General features: G+C 66.6%; 13 protein-coding genes. 10 read left to right on the top strand and 3 right to left on the bottom strand.

The window, feature by feature from the left end; all coding sequences use genetic code 11:
- Positions 1-262: 262 nt before the first annotated feature.
- The 3 genes from GGR43_RS19705 to GGR43_RS19695 all read left to right on the top strand — a co-directional run bounded on the left by GGR43_RS19705 (position 263) and on the right by GGR43_RS19695 (position 5,033).
- Positions 263-1,423 (top strand): acyl-CoA dehydrogenase family protein, encoded by a 1,161-nt coding sequence (locus GGR43_RS19705; protein WP_188073521.1) that lies wholly within the window; start codon positions 263-265, stop codon positions 1,421-1,423.
- A gap of 140 nt (positions 1,424-1,563) precedes the next feature.
- Positions 1,564-2,763, top strand: a complete 1,200-nt coding sequence (locus GGR43_RS19700; protein ID WP_188073520.1) for an LLM class flavin-dependent oxidoreductase — start codon at positions 1,564-1,566, stop codon at positions 2,761-2,763.
- On the top strand, positions 2,760-5,033 hold the full coding sequence (locus tag GGR43_RS19695; RefSeq protein ID WP_188073519.1) for a TonB-dependent receptor: 2,274 nt from the start codon (positions 2,760-2,762) through the stop codon (positions 5,031-5,033). The genes GGR43_RS19700 and GGR43_RS19695 overlap by 4 nt, the downstream gene beginning before the upstream one ends.
- 256 nt (positions 5,034-5,289) lie before the next feature.
- On the opposite strand, the gene GGR43_RS19690 is transcribed toward GGR43_RS19695, so the two are convergent.
- On the bottom strand, positions 5,290-5,892 hold the full coding sequence (locus tag GGR43_RS19690) for a VOC family protein (RefSeq protein WP_223177534.1): 603 nt from the start codon (positions 5,890-5,892) through the stop codon (positions 5,290-5,292).
- A gap of 291 nt (positions 5,893-6,183) precedes the next feature.
- On the opposite strand from GGR43_RS19690, the gene ilvB reads away from it, so the two are divergent.
- From ilvB to GGR43_RS19655, 7 genes are all read left to right on the top strand, one after another.
- Entirely contained in the window at positions 6,184-7,935 is a 1,752-nt protein-coding gene (gene ilvB, locus GGR43_RS19685; RefSeq protein WP_188073518.1) for a biosynthetic-type acetolactate synthase large subunit, read from the top strand.
- Positions 7,936-8,078: 143 nt separating this feature from the next.
- The gene (locus tag GGR43_RS19680; RefSeq protein WP_188073517.1) at positions 8,079-8,990 is read left to right on the top strand and encodes a crotonase/enoyl-CoA hydratase family protein; all 912 of its coding nucleotides are present in this window, start codon (positions 8,079-8,081) and stop codon (positions 8,988-8,990) included.
- 118 nt (positions 8,991-9,108) lie between these two features.
- Positions 9,109-10,089 (top strand): thiamine pyrophosphate-dependent dehydrogenase E1 component subunit alpha, encoded by a 981-nt coding sequence (locus tag GGR43_RS19675; protein WP_188073516.1) that lies wholly within the window; start codon positions 9,109-9,111, stop codon positions 10,087-10,089.
- A complete protein-coding gene (locus GGR43_RS19670; RefSeq protein ID WP_188073515.1) occupies positions 10,089-11,096 on the top strand; it encodes an alpha-ketoacid dehydrogenase subunit beta in 1,008 nt (335 codons plus the stop codon). Before GGR43_RS19675 ends, GGR43_RS19670 begins: the two co-directional genes overlap by 1 nt.
- 19 nt (positions 11,097-11,115) lie before the next feature.
- Positions 11,116-11,346 carry a biotin/lipoyl-containing protein gene (locus tag GGR43_RS19665; RefSeq protein WP_188073568.1) on the top strand — a complete coding sequence of 77 codons (231 nt, stop codon included), beginning with the start codon at positions 11,116-11,118 and terminating at the stop codon, positions 11,344-11,346.
- A 7-nt stretch (positions 11,347-11,353) separates the two neighbouring features.
- Complete coding sequence (locus GGR43_RS19660; RefSeq protein WP_188073514.1) at positions 11,354-11,689, top strand: hypothetical protein; 336 nt, start codon at positions 11,354-11,356, stop codon at positions 11,687-11,689.
- Positions 11,682-12,425, top strand: a complete 744-nt coding sequence (locus GGR43_RS19655) for a 2-oxo acid dehydrogenase subunit E2 (RefSeq protein ID WP_188073513.1) — start codon at positions 11,682-11,684, stop codon at positions 12,423-12,425. Before GGR43_RS19660 ends, GGR43_RS19655 begins: the two co-directional genes overlap by 8 nt.
- 25 nt (positions 12,426-12,450) lie before the next feature.
- On the opposite strand, the gene GGR43_RS19650 is transcribed toward GGR43_RS19655, so the two are convergent.
- Together GGR43_RS19650 and GGR43_RS19645 are read right to left on the bottom strand one after the other, a co-directional pair.
- Positions 12,451-13,956, bottom strand: coding sequence for an AMP-binding protein (locus GGR43_RS19650; RefSeq protein WP_188073512.1), 1,506 nt, complete (start codon positions 13,954-13,956; stop codon positions 12,451-12,453).
- A gap of 11 nt (positions 13,957-13,967) precedes the next feature.
- A partial coding sequence (locus tag GGR43_RS19645) for an FAD-binding protein (protein WP_223177533.1) occupies positions 13,968-14,198 on the bottom strand: 231 nt, incomplete at its 5' end.

Raw genomic sequence — 14,198 nt, 5'->3', positions numbered from 1 at the left:
GGCATAAATTTGCCGTTTAGGAAAAAATTGCACAATACGCAAATTTATACTGGATTTTGAATCGGGAACGGATCATAAAAGCCGTGCGATCGAAGCGGGAGAAGGGCGCGATGCGGCCCGCCGCGCGGACACGGCACACTATCCGTCCGAAACATATCGCGGGGATGGCGGACGCCGTCCACCGGCGAGGGCGAGGCGGAGACAAGCGGGCATGAACGCCAGGCGGCCGCAAGGGCCATGAATGAATTGAGAGGGAAAGGCTATGAAAATGATCGCTGATGCGCTGATCGATCGCGCCCGCGCGCTGGCCGCGGAGATAAGGGAGCGCGGCGTCGAAATCGATTCCGCAAGCAAATTGCCGGACGATATCGTCCGGCAATATATCGACCTCGATCTGGTCTCGGTGCTCACGCCCCGCATGTTCGGCGGCAGCGAGCTGGGGCTGGAGACGGCCTGCGACATCATCAAAATCATCGCGGCGGAGGATCTGGGCGCGGCCTGGGTGCTGGCCTTCTACATCGGCCACAACTGGATCCACTGCCAGTTCCCCGAAGAGGCGCAGCGCGAGATCTACGCCAACGGCCCGTCGCCCTGCACCGCGGGCGTGCTGGCGCCGACGCTGAAGCTGCGCGCGGTCGACGGCGGCTATCGCGTCAGCGGCCGCAACGGGTGGAATTCCGGCGCGCCGCACGCCCAATGGATCATGGGCACGGGCATGGTGGTCGAAGGCGACGGGCCGAAGGGGCCGATCAGCTTCATCGTGCCGGTCGGCGACGTGGAGGTGATCGACACCTGGGACGTGCAGGGCATGCGCGCCTCTGGAAGCTGGGACGTGGTCTATGACGACGTATTCATCCCCGCGCACCGGACGGTCGCCACCGCCAGCCTGTTCAGCGGGGACACGCCGGGGTCCAGGCTCCACGCCAATTCCCTCTACGGACGCCCGCTGACCCTCGTGACCTTCACCTATTCGCTGGCGCCGTTCATCGGCGCGCTGCGCGGGGTGGTCGACGATTTCCTCAACACCACGCGCGTGCGCGTCGGCACCAATGACGGCAAGGCGGTCAATCAGAAGCCGACCGCGCATATGCGCGCCGGGCGGGGCGAGAGCAGCTATGCCACCGCGCAGGTGCTGTTCGCGGACCTGATGCGGCTGGCGCTCTCGCCGGAGGCCGCGACGATGGGCATCGAGGGGCGGATCGAGTTCAAGGCGCGCAGCGCGGCGCTGGTCGGCCATTGCAAGGAAGCGGTCAACGATCTGGTGGCCGGATCGGGCGCCAACGCCTTCCGCACCTCTTCCATCATGCAGCGGGCGTTCCGCAACGTGAACATGATCGGCGTGCACGCCTTCTTCGACAATGATTCCTCGATGGAAGGCTATGGCCGCATGCTGCTGGGGCTCGAACCCAATGTAGCCGTCTGACCTTTTCTTCCGCCGCGACGGCCGACGGGGCGTCGCGGCAGGCAACCAACGCATATCATCGCAATGCATATCATGGCGAGACAGGCCGGCAGGCCGCCGCCGGGCGCCTTCGCGCGCCCTGAGAAGGCAGGAGGATAGACATGAAGAGCTGGAAGGACGACCCGCGCGCGGCGACCAATCCGCTGTTTAACGGAAACCGCCTCAAGCTGGGATTGTTCGGGCTGAACGCGGGACATCTCATAATGTCCCTCGCGCCCGATCGCTATATCGCCGACTGGAACCGGTGCGACGCGGCGGTCGGCATGGCCGACGCGCTGGGGCTGGAGGTCGCGGTGTCGCTGATGGGCTGGGAACCGAGGCCGGAGCTGGAGCCCTTCACCTGGGCCACGGCGCTGGCCGCGCGCCATGCCCATCCCGCGATGGTCGCGACGATGCATGTGCAGCTGAACCACCCCGTCTTCGTCGCCAAGGCGGCGGCGACCGGGGACCGGGTCAGCGGCGGGCGGTTCGCGCTCAACCTCGTGGCCGGGGCCAATCCGGCGACGTTCGGGGCGTTCGGCGTCGCGCTGGAGGATCATGAAACGCGCTATGCCCATGCGCGCGAATGGCTCGACCTGCTCAGGCGCCTGTGGACGGCGGAGGAGCCGTTCGATTTCGAGGGCCGCTTCTACAAGGCGGACGGCGTGCTCTCGCTGCCCAAGCCCATCCAGCATTTTCCCGCGATCATGAATGCGGGGACATCGGCCAGGGGCCGCGAATTCGCCTGCGAGCATGCCGACATCGTCTTCACCCACATCTCCGCCGACCTCGCCGAGGCCCGGACGCAGATCGCCGATTACAAGCGCTATGCGCGCGAGACATTCGACCGCGAGGTCCAGATCTGGACCCATGGCTATACGGTGATCCGCGAAACGCAGCGGGAGGCGGAGGATTTCCTGAACTATTATGCGGTCGAGCATGCCGACCGTGCGCGCGTCGAGCATTTCGTCACGACCCTCGGCGCGACGGCGCAGTCGATGAGCGCGGAGGAGCGCTGGAAATTCGATCGCAACTGGGCGGCGGGCGGCGGCTTCGGCGTGGTGGGCTCGATGGAGCGCGTCGCCGAACTCCTCGTCGCCCTGTCGGACGCCGGGCTGGACGGCATATTGCTCAACACGATCGAGCCGGAAACCATGCTGGATCATCTGGGGCGGGGCGTGCTGCCCCGGCTGGAGGCCGCCGGCGTGCGCGCGCCGCACTGCCCCGGCGACCGCGCCTGCTCCGCGCAGGTTTTGGAAGAGATGGATTTTACATTGCAAATGAACAAACGGTTCGAAAATTCAAGGAGAAGGGGACAATGAAGGATTTTTCGCAGACGGCCAGCTGCATCGCCATCGCTCTGATGGGCCTGTCCGCGCCCGTCGCCGCCTCGGCGCAATCGACGGCCCAGCCTGCGCCGGAGGCCGAGGCGTCCGGCGGCATCGCCGACATCATCGTCACCGCCGAGCGCCGCGAGCAGAATGTCCAGAAGGCGCCGCTGACCATTCAGGTGATCGGCGGGGACGATCTGTCGAAGGCGGGCATCACCGACACCGCCAGCCTCCAGAAGATGACCAGCGGCCTTCAGATCGGCGCGAACGGCGCGTCCACGCAGGTGTTCCTGCGCGGCGTGGGCAGCTTCGCCGCCGGCACGCTGACCAGCCCCGGCGTCGCTTTCAACGTCGACGGCATCTATGTCGGCCGCCCCGAAGGCACCAGCGGCAATTTCTACGATATCGCCCGCGTCGAGGTGCTGAAGGGGCCGCAGGGCACGCTCTACGGCCGCAACGCCACCGGCGGCGCGATCAACGTCATCACCAACGAGCCGCGCCTGGGCGCGCGCACGGCGGAGATGAACTTCGAGGGCGGCAACTACAACCTGCTGCACGCATCGGGCGCGGTCAACCTGCCCATCGGCGATACGGCGGCGATCCGGGGCGCGTTCAACATCATCAACCGCGACGGCTATCTGTCCGACGGGCAGAATGACGATGTGCAGCAGGCCGCGCGCCTGCGCTTCAAATGGGAACCCTCGCCCGATCTGACGCTGCTGCTCAACGCCGATTATTCGCATGTCGGCGGCCGGGGCGGCGATTATGTCTATCTGCCCCGCCGTCCCGGCGCCAGCCCCTATGAATCGATGACGACGCCGGAAGCCAATGCCTATATGCACGCCTTCGGCCCCGGCGGCGCGGTGGTCTACGATGCGCTCAACGACAATTACAGCGACACCACGCTCTACAACTTCAGCGCCCAGCTCGATTACCGGATGCCGTTCGCGACGCTGACGATCATTCCGGCCTATCGCTATGTCGACGCCAACTACATCATCCACTTCACCACGACGCTGGAAAATCGCAGCGTGATCAAGCAGAAGACGCTGGAAGTGCGCCTCGGCAACAGTTCGCGCGCGCTGACCTGGGTGCTGGGCGGCTATGCCTATCGCGACAGTTCGGAGAACGGCACCGTTTCGGTCCGGTCGGCGCCTTTCATGGACAATCTGATCACCGTCACGCCCAAGTCGACCTCCTATGCGGCGTTCGGGCAGGCGACGCTGACCCTCACCGACGGGCTGCGCCTGATCGGCGGCCTGCGCTACACGCATGAGAAGAAGTCGCTCTACGGCAACACCTTCAGCCGCGTCTCGCAGTCGACGCTCTACCGGTTCGACGGCGAGCAGAGCTTCAACAATGTCTCGTACAAGGTCGGCGCGGAATTCGACCTCGCCCCCAACAGCCTGCTCTATGCGACCTACAGTACCGGCTATAAATCGGGCGGCTTCTCACAGATCGCCGCGCCCAACAGCTATGGCGCGGAAAAGCTGCGCGCGTTCGAGGCAGGGGTGAAGAACCGCTTCCTCAACAACCGGGTGCAGGTGAACCTGAGCGGGTTCCACTGGAAATACAAGGATATCCAGGATTCCCGCCCCGGCTTCGATTCCGCCGGCAACCTCAGCCTCATCACCTTCAACTCGGGCGACGCGACCATCTATGGCGGCACCGCGGACATCGTGCTGAAGCCTACCCAGGCCGATACGATCAGCCTGTCGGGCGAATATGCGCATTCCGAATATGACCAGTTCGCCTATCTGACGCCGCAGGGCTTCTTCAATCCGATCTCGACCGGCTGCGCGGTGTCCGGGCCCTATGCGCCGGGCGCGGCGCTGCCGATGCGGGCGAGCGGCCAGACGGTGAACGGCGGCCCGCTGCCGGTGTTCCTCAGCAACTGTGCCGGGTTCCAGGTCGCGCGCGTGCCGAAATGGTCGGGCACGGCGGCCTATGCGCATGATTTCACGCTGGCCAACGGCGCGACCGTCACCGCCGACGCGAGCGTGAACTTCGCCAGCGCCCGCTGGCTGACCATCGACTTCATCGACGCGGAGCGGGACGGCGCCTATGCGGTGGTCAACGCCAACCTGACCTATTCGGCACCGGGCGACCGCTGGTCGGTGGGGCTGTTCGGCCGCAACCTCAACAAGGCGGTCTATTATACCGGCGGCATCCAGTCCGGCTCTGTCGCAGGGCTGGTCGCGGCGAACATCGGCGCGCCGCGCACCTACGGCATCCGCGCGAACTTCAAGTTCGGCGGCTGATAAGGTGGGGCCGGCCGCGGAACATGGCCGCGATCGGCCCCTCTTTTTCCGGCTGACCGGTTTGGAACGGTTAGCCGACATAGCCCAACCGTCATGCTGAACTCGTTTCAGCATCCATCAAGCGCCACAGGCCGATGATCGATCTGGCGAAATGGACCCTGAACCAAGTTCGGGGTGACGGTAAAGGCTAGGTCAGCCTCGGTCGGACGCAGACGTCCGACCAGAGCTTCCTTGCACGGGTTTTCCCCCGCCCGCCTCAGCGCAGCGGGATGCTGTCCACGCCGCGCGGGCCGCTGGCCGGGCGGAGCTTCACGCTGGCTTCGGCCTCGCCCGCCGCCAGCCGCCGCCGCAGCTCGGCGGGGTCGAAATCGACGCCGATCGGGTTGGTCGCGAAGGCCTCGGTGAACATGAATTCGCCCGCTTCCTCCACCGTGTCGTAATTGTCGACCTGGAATTCCAGCTGGTTGCCGTCGGGATCGGCATAATAGATGGACGTGGTCGGCCCGTGGTTGACGCACCACACCGGCTCTATCCCCTGTTCGGCCAGCCGCGCATGGTTGTCGAGCAGCTGGTGCAGGTTTTCATAGGTGAATGCGATATGGTGGACGCCGGCCGCCCCGGCGGGCTGGTCCGCGAGGCCGGGTATGTTGATGAACGCGACCCGGTGGTGCTCGTCGTCATAGCAGAGGAAGGCGATGCCGTCGTCGGCATAGGCGATATGGGCGCCCAGCGCCGTCGAATACCAGTCGATCATCTCCCGGAACCGCGACGTCCTCAGCACGATATGGGCGAGCTTGATCGGGGAGGTGATGGCGCCCGTTGCCGGGGGCGCCGTCGTGGCGGTGTCTGCTGCGGTCATGCATCTTTCTCCTGTTGGCCGGGGTCCGGCAAATCCGGGGAAAGTTTATGAACCCTTCGCGCGGATAACTCACGATGCGGCTTTTCCCGCTGGGATATCATTTCGGTATCAATGACGCAGGAATCTGCCCGCTCGATGATTGCGGCCCTGCAATCATTCGGGACAGAAAATTTCGCGAATTGACCTGTATGGGATGGTTTATGCCAATATCCGCCGCCATCATGGCGCAATTCGCAAGGATTCCCGCCCCGTCCCGCACTATGATGGCTGCATCGCAAGCGGAGCGCGGGCATGAACGGATTGAGTGGTGCTGAAATATTGGTGCGGACCCTTCAGGATCTGGGGGTGGAGGTCATTTTCGGCTATCCCGGCGGCGCCGTGCTGCCCATTTACGACGAGCTGCTGAACCAGGACCGTATCCGCCATATTCTCGTCCGGCATGAGGCCGGGGCGGTGCACGCGGCGGAGGGCTATGCGCGCTCGACCGGCAAGCCGGGCGTGGTATTGGTGACGTCCGGGCCGGGTGTGACCAATACCGTCACCGGACTGACCGACGCGATGATGGATTCGATCCCGATCGTAGTGATCTCCGGGCAGGTGGCGACGCATCTGCTCGGCACCGACGCCTTTCAGGAATGCGACACGATCGGCATCACCCGCCATTGCACCAAGCATAATTATCTCGTCAAATCGGCCGACAGCCTCGGCCCGGTGATCCGCGAGGCGTTCCATATCGCCGCGACCGGGCGGCCCGGCCCGGTGCTGGTCGACGTGCCCAAGGACGTGCAGGTCCGCCGCGCGGCCTTTCCCGCGCCAATGGCCGATCCGCCGGTGCCGCCCTCCTACCATCCCGCAGGCGACGCCGACCCCGCGCAGATCGAGACCGCGGTGGCGCTGATCGCGGCGGCGGAGCGGCCCATCCTCTATACCGGCGGCGGCGTCATCAACGCCGGGCCGGAGGCGAGCCGCGACCTGCGCGAGCTGGTCGAACTGACCGGCGCGCCCGTCACCTCGACGCTGATGGGCCTGGGCGCCTTCCCGTCTTCCTCGCCGCAATGGCTGGGGATGCTGGGCATGCACGGCACCTATGAGGCGAACATGGCGATGAACCGGGCCGACCTGATCGTCGCCATCGGCGCGCGCTTCGACGATCGCGTGACCGGGCGGCTGGACGCGTTCAGCCCGCATTCGCGCAAGATCCACATCGATGCCGATCGCAGCCAGATCGGCAAGAACGTGCCGGTCGACCTCGGCATCGTCGCCGACGCCGGGCGCGCGATGGAGGCGATCGTCGCCGCATGGCGGCGGCAGGGGTGCGAGGCCGCCGATACCGGGGCGTGGTGGGACAGCATCGCCGCCTGGCGGGGACGCGACTGCCTCGCCTTCGAGGAGCGGCGGGACGCGATCGCGCCGCAACAGGCGCTGCGTGCCTTGTGGAGCGCCGCGCGGGACCGCGCGCCCATCGTCACCACCGATGTGGGACAGCATCAGATGTGGGCGGCGCAGCATCTGGGCATCGACGCGCCCAACCGCTGGCTCACCAGCGGCGGGCTGGGCACCATGGGCTATGGCCTGCCCGCGGCGATCGGCGCGCAGGTCGGCAACCCCGGCGCGCTGGTCGTCACCGTCACCGGCGACGCCTCGTTCCAGATGAACATGCAGGAAATGGCCACCGCCACCCAATATCGCCTGCCGGTCAAGGTCTTCATGCTGAACAACCAGTATCTGGGCATGGTGCGGCAGTTGCAGGATGTCGGCTATGACGGGCGCTATGCGGAAAGCTATTCCGATTCCCTGCCCGATTTCATGGCGGTGGCGGAGGCCTATGGGTGGAAGGGCATCACCGTCACCGATCCGGGCGACCTCGACGGGGCGATCGCCGCCATGCTCGCCGCCGACGGGCCGGTGCTGGTCGATTGCCATGTGACGCGGCTCGACAATTGCTATCCGATGATCCCCGGCGGCGCGGGCCATACCGAAATGCTGCTGGGGCCGGACAGGCGGACCGTCGACATGGAGCGGCTGGACAGCACGCTGGTGTGATCCTCCTCCCTCTGCCCTGCCGGGTCGCCGGGCAGAGGGATCACATGGCTGATGCAGCGGGCCTTCCTTCCTTCTTGCTCTCGCCACGCGGGGCCTTGCGAGGCTATGCCGGGTGCAGGAGCCGACAGGGGAAGGACAACATCATGGGCATGAAATGGCTCAAGTCGACGGAATGCCTCAGCTTCGAGGTCGGGGACAATGTGGCGCGCATCACGCTCAACCGCCCCGACAAGCGCAACGCGCTGTCCGCCCTGACGCTGCGTGAGCTGCATCAGGCGCTGCTGGAGGCCGACGACAGGCGGGACGTCAACGTGATCCTGCTGTCGGGCGTGGGCAAGGATTTCTGCGCCGGCTACGATCTGACCGACAGCTATGGCGGCAAGGCGGACGACGCGGCGGACTATGATCCGGCCGCCTATCGCACGCGCGCGGATACGCTGGACGACGACATCTGGCATCTCGAACGGCAGCAGGACCTGACCGCGATCATGCTCGACCTGCACAAGCCGATCGTCGCCAAGGTGCACGGCAATTGCCTCGCGGGGGGGACGGATCTCGCCTTTTCCTGCGACATCGTGCTGGCGGCGGACGACGCGAAGATCGGCTTTCCGGCGGCGCGGGCCAACGGCACCCCGCCGACCAATCTCTGGTTCTATCATTGCGGGCCGCAATGGGCCAAGCGCATGCTGTTCACCGGCGATACCATCAGCGGGCTGGACGCCGCGAAGATCGGCCTCGTCCTCGAAGCCTATCCGGCGGACGAGATCGACGCGCAGGCCGACGAGATGGCGCGCCGCATCGGCAGCGTCGATGCGGAGATCCTCGCCACGCACAAGCGGGTCGTCAACATGCAGATGGAACTGGCGGGCGCCCGGCAATCCCTGCGCTACGCGGCGGAGCTGGATGCGCGGGCGCACCTTTCGCAGGGTCCGCGCCGGGCGCAATTCCGCAAGGACATGGCGGAAAAGGGCCTGAAGGAGGCGCTCGCCAACCGCGACGCCCCCTTCGGCGACGGGCGGGTCCGGCTGCGTGCGCGCGCCATCGCGCCGGAGTGACTCTTCACAACCGCGATATAGTGCCCCTTTCTGCCGCCGGGGGCTTTCAACCCCGCCGAAACATGGCAGATGATGAAGATCATTGGCCGTCCGGGGACGGGAAAGGACATCAGAAGAGATGAGCAACAGGGCGCAACCCGATGCCGCCACGCAGGTGGAAATCTATCGCCGCATGGCCTTGATCAAGGCCAATGACGAGCGGTCGCGCAAGGTGATCATGAACGGCCGGCTGGTGATGCCCTATTACAGCCCGCGCGGGCAGGAGGTCATCCCCAGCGCGACCTTCGTCAACCTCAACGACGACGATTATCTCTGCACCATCTATCGCGGCACGCACGACATGCTGGCCAAGGGCTTCCCGTTGAAGGACATGTGGGCCGAGGTCGCGGGCCGCACCACCGGCACCTGCAAGGGCAAGGGCGGGCCGATGCACCTCACTTATCCCGGCAAGGGCGTGATGGTGACGACGGGCATCGTTGGCTCCTCCATGCCGATCGCCAACGGCATCGCCTGGGGATCGCAGCTGCGCGGCGACGGCCGGGTGACGGTGGCGACCTTCGGCGACGGCGCGTCGAACATCGGCGCCTTCCACGAATCGCTGAACCTCGCGGCGGTGTGGAAGCTGCCGGTCATCTTCCTGTGCCAGAACAACGAATGGGGCGAGCACACCGCCTATGACAAGACCAGCAACGTCCGGGTGGCGGACCGTGCGGCGGCCTATGGCATGCCGGGCGAGCGGGTCGACGGCAACGACCCCTTCGCCATGTACGCCGCCGCGCATGAAGCGGTGCGGCGCGCCCGCGCCGGCGAGGGGCCGACCCTGATCGAGGCGATGACCTATCGCTTCCACGGCCATGTGTTCGGCGATCAGGACGCCTATATGGACAAGGCCCGCAAGGCCGAGGCCGTCGCCAACGACCCGGTGCCGCGTTTTCGCGCGCGGCTGATCGCCGAGGGCACCGCCACCGAGGAGCAACTCGCCGCGATGGAGGCGGAGATCGAGGCGCAGATCGACGAGGCGGTCGAATTCGCGCTGAACAGCCCGTTTCCGGGCGTCGAGGAACTGAAGCGCGACGTGTTCGCGGAGGAGCTGGCCTGATGAGCACCGAAACCATGGCGAAACCGGCCAAGGCGAATATCCTTCAGGCGATCAACGCCGCCATCGCCGATGCGATGGAAGCCGATGAGACTGTCATCGCGCTGGGCGAGGATCTGGCCGACCCGGAGGAAGGCGGCGTGTGCGGCGTCACCAAGGGGCTGTCCTCCCGCTTCGGCGAGCATCGTGTGCGCTCCACCCCGATTTCGGAGCAGGCGATCATCGGCGCGGCGATCGGCGCGTCGCTGGTGGGGTTCAAGCCGGTGGCCGAGATCATGCTGATGAACTTCACCACGGTGGCGATGGACATGATCGTCAACCACGCCGCCAAGCTGCGCTTCATGTCGGGCGGGCAGACCCATGTGCCGATCGTCATCCGCACGATGACCGGCACCGGCTTCGCCTCCGGCGGCCAGCATTGCGATTATCTGGAGGCGTGGTTCGCCCATACGGCGGGCATCAAGGTCGTCGCGCCGTCCAGCCCGAAGGACGCCTATGGGCTGATGCGCAGCGCGATCGACGATCCCGATCCGGTGCTGTTCATCGAAAATCTGCCGACCTACTGGACGCCTGCCGAAGCGCCGGAAAAGGACTATCGCGTGCCGATCGGCAAGGCGAATGTGCTCTGCGAGGGCAGCGACGTCACCATCATCGCCTATGCGCGGATGATTCAGGAGGCGACGCCCGCCGTCGCCCAGCTGGCCGAAGCGGGCATTTCGGCGGAGCTGATCGACCTGCGCTCGATCGCGCCCTGGGATCGCGAAACGGTGCTGGCCTCGGTCGGCAAGACCGGCCGCGCGATGATCGTGCATGAGGCGGTCACGCCCTTCGGCGCCGGGGCGGAAATCGCCGCCGTGCTCAACGAGGAGCTGTTCGGCCGGCTGAAGGCGCCGGTGCGGCGGCTGGGTGGGGCGTTCTGCCCGGTGCCCTTTTCCAAGCCGCTGGAAACGGCCTTCGCGCCGCAGACCGCCGATATCGTCGGCGCCGCCAAGGCGCTGATGGCTCGATAATTCATATAGGGAGTTCATGATGGCCGTTGAAGTTTTGCTGCCGAAGATCGGCTTTTCGATGAATGAAGGCGTGCTGGCCGAATGGTTGGTCGCCGATGGCGGCCAGGCCGTCGAGGGGCAGCCGCTCTATGCGCTCGAATCCGAAAAATCGACGCAGGAGGTCGAAAGCCCGGCCACCGGCACGCTCCGGATCGTCGCGCAGGTGGGCGAGACCTATGAGGTCGGCGCGCTGCTGGCCACGATCGAATAACACTCCCATGCGCTACCGTCTCGAAGTGTCGTCCCGCGCGCTGCCGGGGCGGGCGGAGGAGTATGACCTCTGGTATCGCACGATCCATGCGGGCGAGGTGCTGGCGCTGCCCGGCTTTCTGGGCGTGGAGCGGTTCCGGCGGCTGGACGCCGACGGTTCCGACGGCGAGTTCGTGGCGCTCTATGCGGTCGAAACCGACGATCCGCAGGCGTTGCTTCAGTCGCTTTTCGCAGCGACCCCGACGATGCGGCTGACCGACGCGATCGACCCGCAAAGCCCGCGCTTCACCTTCCTGCGCCCGCTTCCCCAAGGCCCGTTTTCCGAAAGACAGCCCCATGAGTGACCTGCTGAAACATCTGGCGCCCTGGCCCGCGGCCGACTTTTCCGAATATGGCGAGGTAGAGCGCAAGCCCCTGAGCCGCATCCAGAAATTCGTCGCGTCCTTCCTCGGCCGCAACTGGGTGGCGATTCCCCATGTCACCCATCAGGACGATGCCGACGTGACCGACATGGAGGCGCGGCGCAAGGCGCTGGCGGCGCAGGGCGGTCCGAAGCTCACCCCGGTGCCGCTGCTGGTGAAGGCGCTGGCCGATGCGCTGGCCGCCTTTCCGCAGTTCAACGTGTCGCTCGATCCGGAAAGCGGGGAGCTGATCGCCAAGAAATATGCGCATGTCGGCGTCGCGGTCGATACGCCCGGCGGGCTGCTGGTGCCGGTGATCCGCGATTGCGACCGCAAGTCCGCCACCGCCATCGCCGCGGAGATCGTCGCGCTGTCCGACAAGGCGCGCACCAGGGGGCTGTCCATGGCGGAGATGTCGGGCGGCTGCATCACGCTGACCTCGCTCGGCCATATCGGCGGCACCGGCTTCACGCCGATCGTTAATGCGCCGGAGGTCGCCATATTGGGCGTGACGCGGGCGCGGCCCGTCCCGGTTCCGGCGGCGGATGGCGGCATCGCCTGGCGGCAGATGCTGCCGCTGTCGCTCAGCTATGACCATCGCGTGATCAACGGCGCGGACGCCGCCCGTTTCTGCCGCTTCCTCGCCGACCGGCTGGCCGCGCCCGACCTGTTCGAGTGACGGGAGGAAGGAGGCAGCCGGAAGGTCAGGCGTCGCCCAGCCGCTCCGCGCGCAGGGCCGAGCGGCGCACCTTGCCCGCCTCGTCGCGAATCGGCCGGCCGGTGAACTCGACCGAGCGGGGCTGCTTGAAACGGCCGAGCGTGGCGGCCAGCGGCGCGAGGAAGGCGGCTGCATCCGGTTCCTCCCGGCCCGCTTCCAGCTCGACGATCGCATGGATGCGGTTGCCCAGATCGGGATCGGGCAGGCCGATCACCGCGCAGCCCGCAACGCCGGGCAGCCGCTCCACCGCCGCCTCGATCTCCGCCGGATAGATGTTGACGCCGCCCACCAGGATCATGTCGGTGCGCCGGTCGGCGATATACAGATAGCCCTCGGCATCGACCCGGCCCATGTCGCCGAAACCGTCCGTGCCCCCGTCCGCGCGGCTTTCCGAACCGATATAGCTGTAGCCGGACGCGGCCCCGTCCGCGCGGCGGAAGCGGATTTCGCCGATTTCGCCCGGCGGCAGGATCGCGCCGTCCTCTCCGGTGATGAGGATCTGCTGCCCCGGCGCGGCGCGGCCGACCGAGCCGGGATGGTCGAGCCATTCGCGCCCGCCGATGGTGGTGACGCCGATGCGCTCCGTCCCGCCATAGACCTCCCAGACCCGGTCGGGGCCGATGCGGTCGATCCACCAGCGCTTGACGTCCGGCGGGCAGGGGGCGGCCATGTGCAGCAACGTGCGGAGGGAGGAGAGGTCGGCGGCATCGGTTTGCGACTTGGGCAGACGGGCGATCCGCGCCATCATCGTCGGCACCATATAGGCATAATCGACCCGGTGGCGCTCGACCAGCGCCAGCCATTCCGCCGGATCGAACCGTTCCATGCAGACGATATGTGTGCCCTGCGCCATCGCCATGGCCGTCGTGTTGAACGGGGCGGAATGATAGAGCGGGCCGGGGTTGAGCAGAATGAGGCGCGGCCCCCGGCGGCATCCTTCCTTGTCCGGCCCCCAGACGGACGGACGGGGATCGACGATCAGCTTGGGCCGGCCGGTGCTGCCGCCGCTGTTGGCGATCTTGCCCGGCCGGGCGATGGCGGGCGGCAGCGGGGCGGCGTCCATGGCGGCGTCGAGCGGCGCGTCGATGTCGAGGAACAGCGCGGCGGGCACCGGCAGCCCGGCCTCCCCGATCACCAGCTTCGCGCCGGACAGGTCCAGAATCTCCGCGAATTCCGGCGTCGCCAGCCGGTGCGATACGGGGCAGGGAACCGCGCCGATCTTCCACAAGGCAAAGGCGCATTGGAGATAGTCGGCCCGGTTGGGCATCGACAGGACGACCCGGTCGCCCGCCCCGATGCCGCGCCGGAGGAGGTCGCGGGCGCGCCGGTTGGCCATCGCCTCGAACTGCGCGAAGGTCCAGCAGCGGCCGCCGATAGTCATTGCGGGCCGATCCGGCGTCAGTTCCGCCTGCGCGGTGAGGAGCATGCCGAGCGGCGCGCCGTCGCGGGGCTGGCCGGTGGCCGGATCGACCCAGGTGTCGGCGCGCTGCATGCCCCCTCCCGTCAGATTTTCCCGGTCAGTTCGGGCACGGCCTTGTAGAGGTCTGCGACGAGGCCGATGTCTGCGACCTGGAAGATGGGGGCATCCTCGTCCTTGTTGATGGCGATGATGGTCTTGGAGTCCTTCATGCCGGCAAGGTGCTGGATCGCGCCGGAGATGCCGACCGCGACATAGACCTCAGGCGCGACGATCTTGCCCGTCTGCCCCACCTGATAGTCGTTGGGCACATAGCC

The organism is Sphingobium jiangsuense (assembly GCF_014196495.1).
Taxonomy (GTDB): Bacteria; Pseudomonadota; Alphaproteobacteria; order Sphingomonadales; family Sphingomonadaceae; genus Sphingobium; species Sphingobium jiangsuense.
The sequence above is the reverse complement of the archived record's forward strand: the minus strand, read 5'-3'. Positions and strand labels throughout refer to the sequence as shown.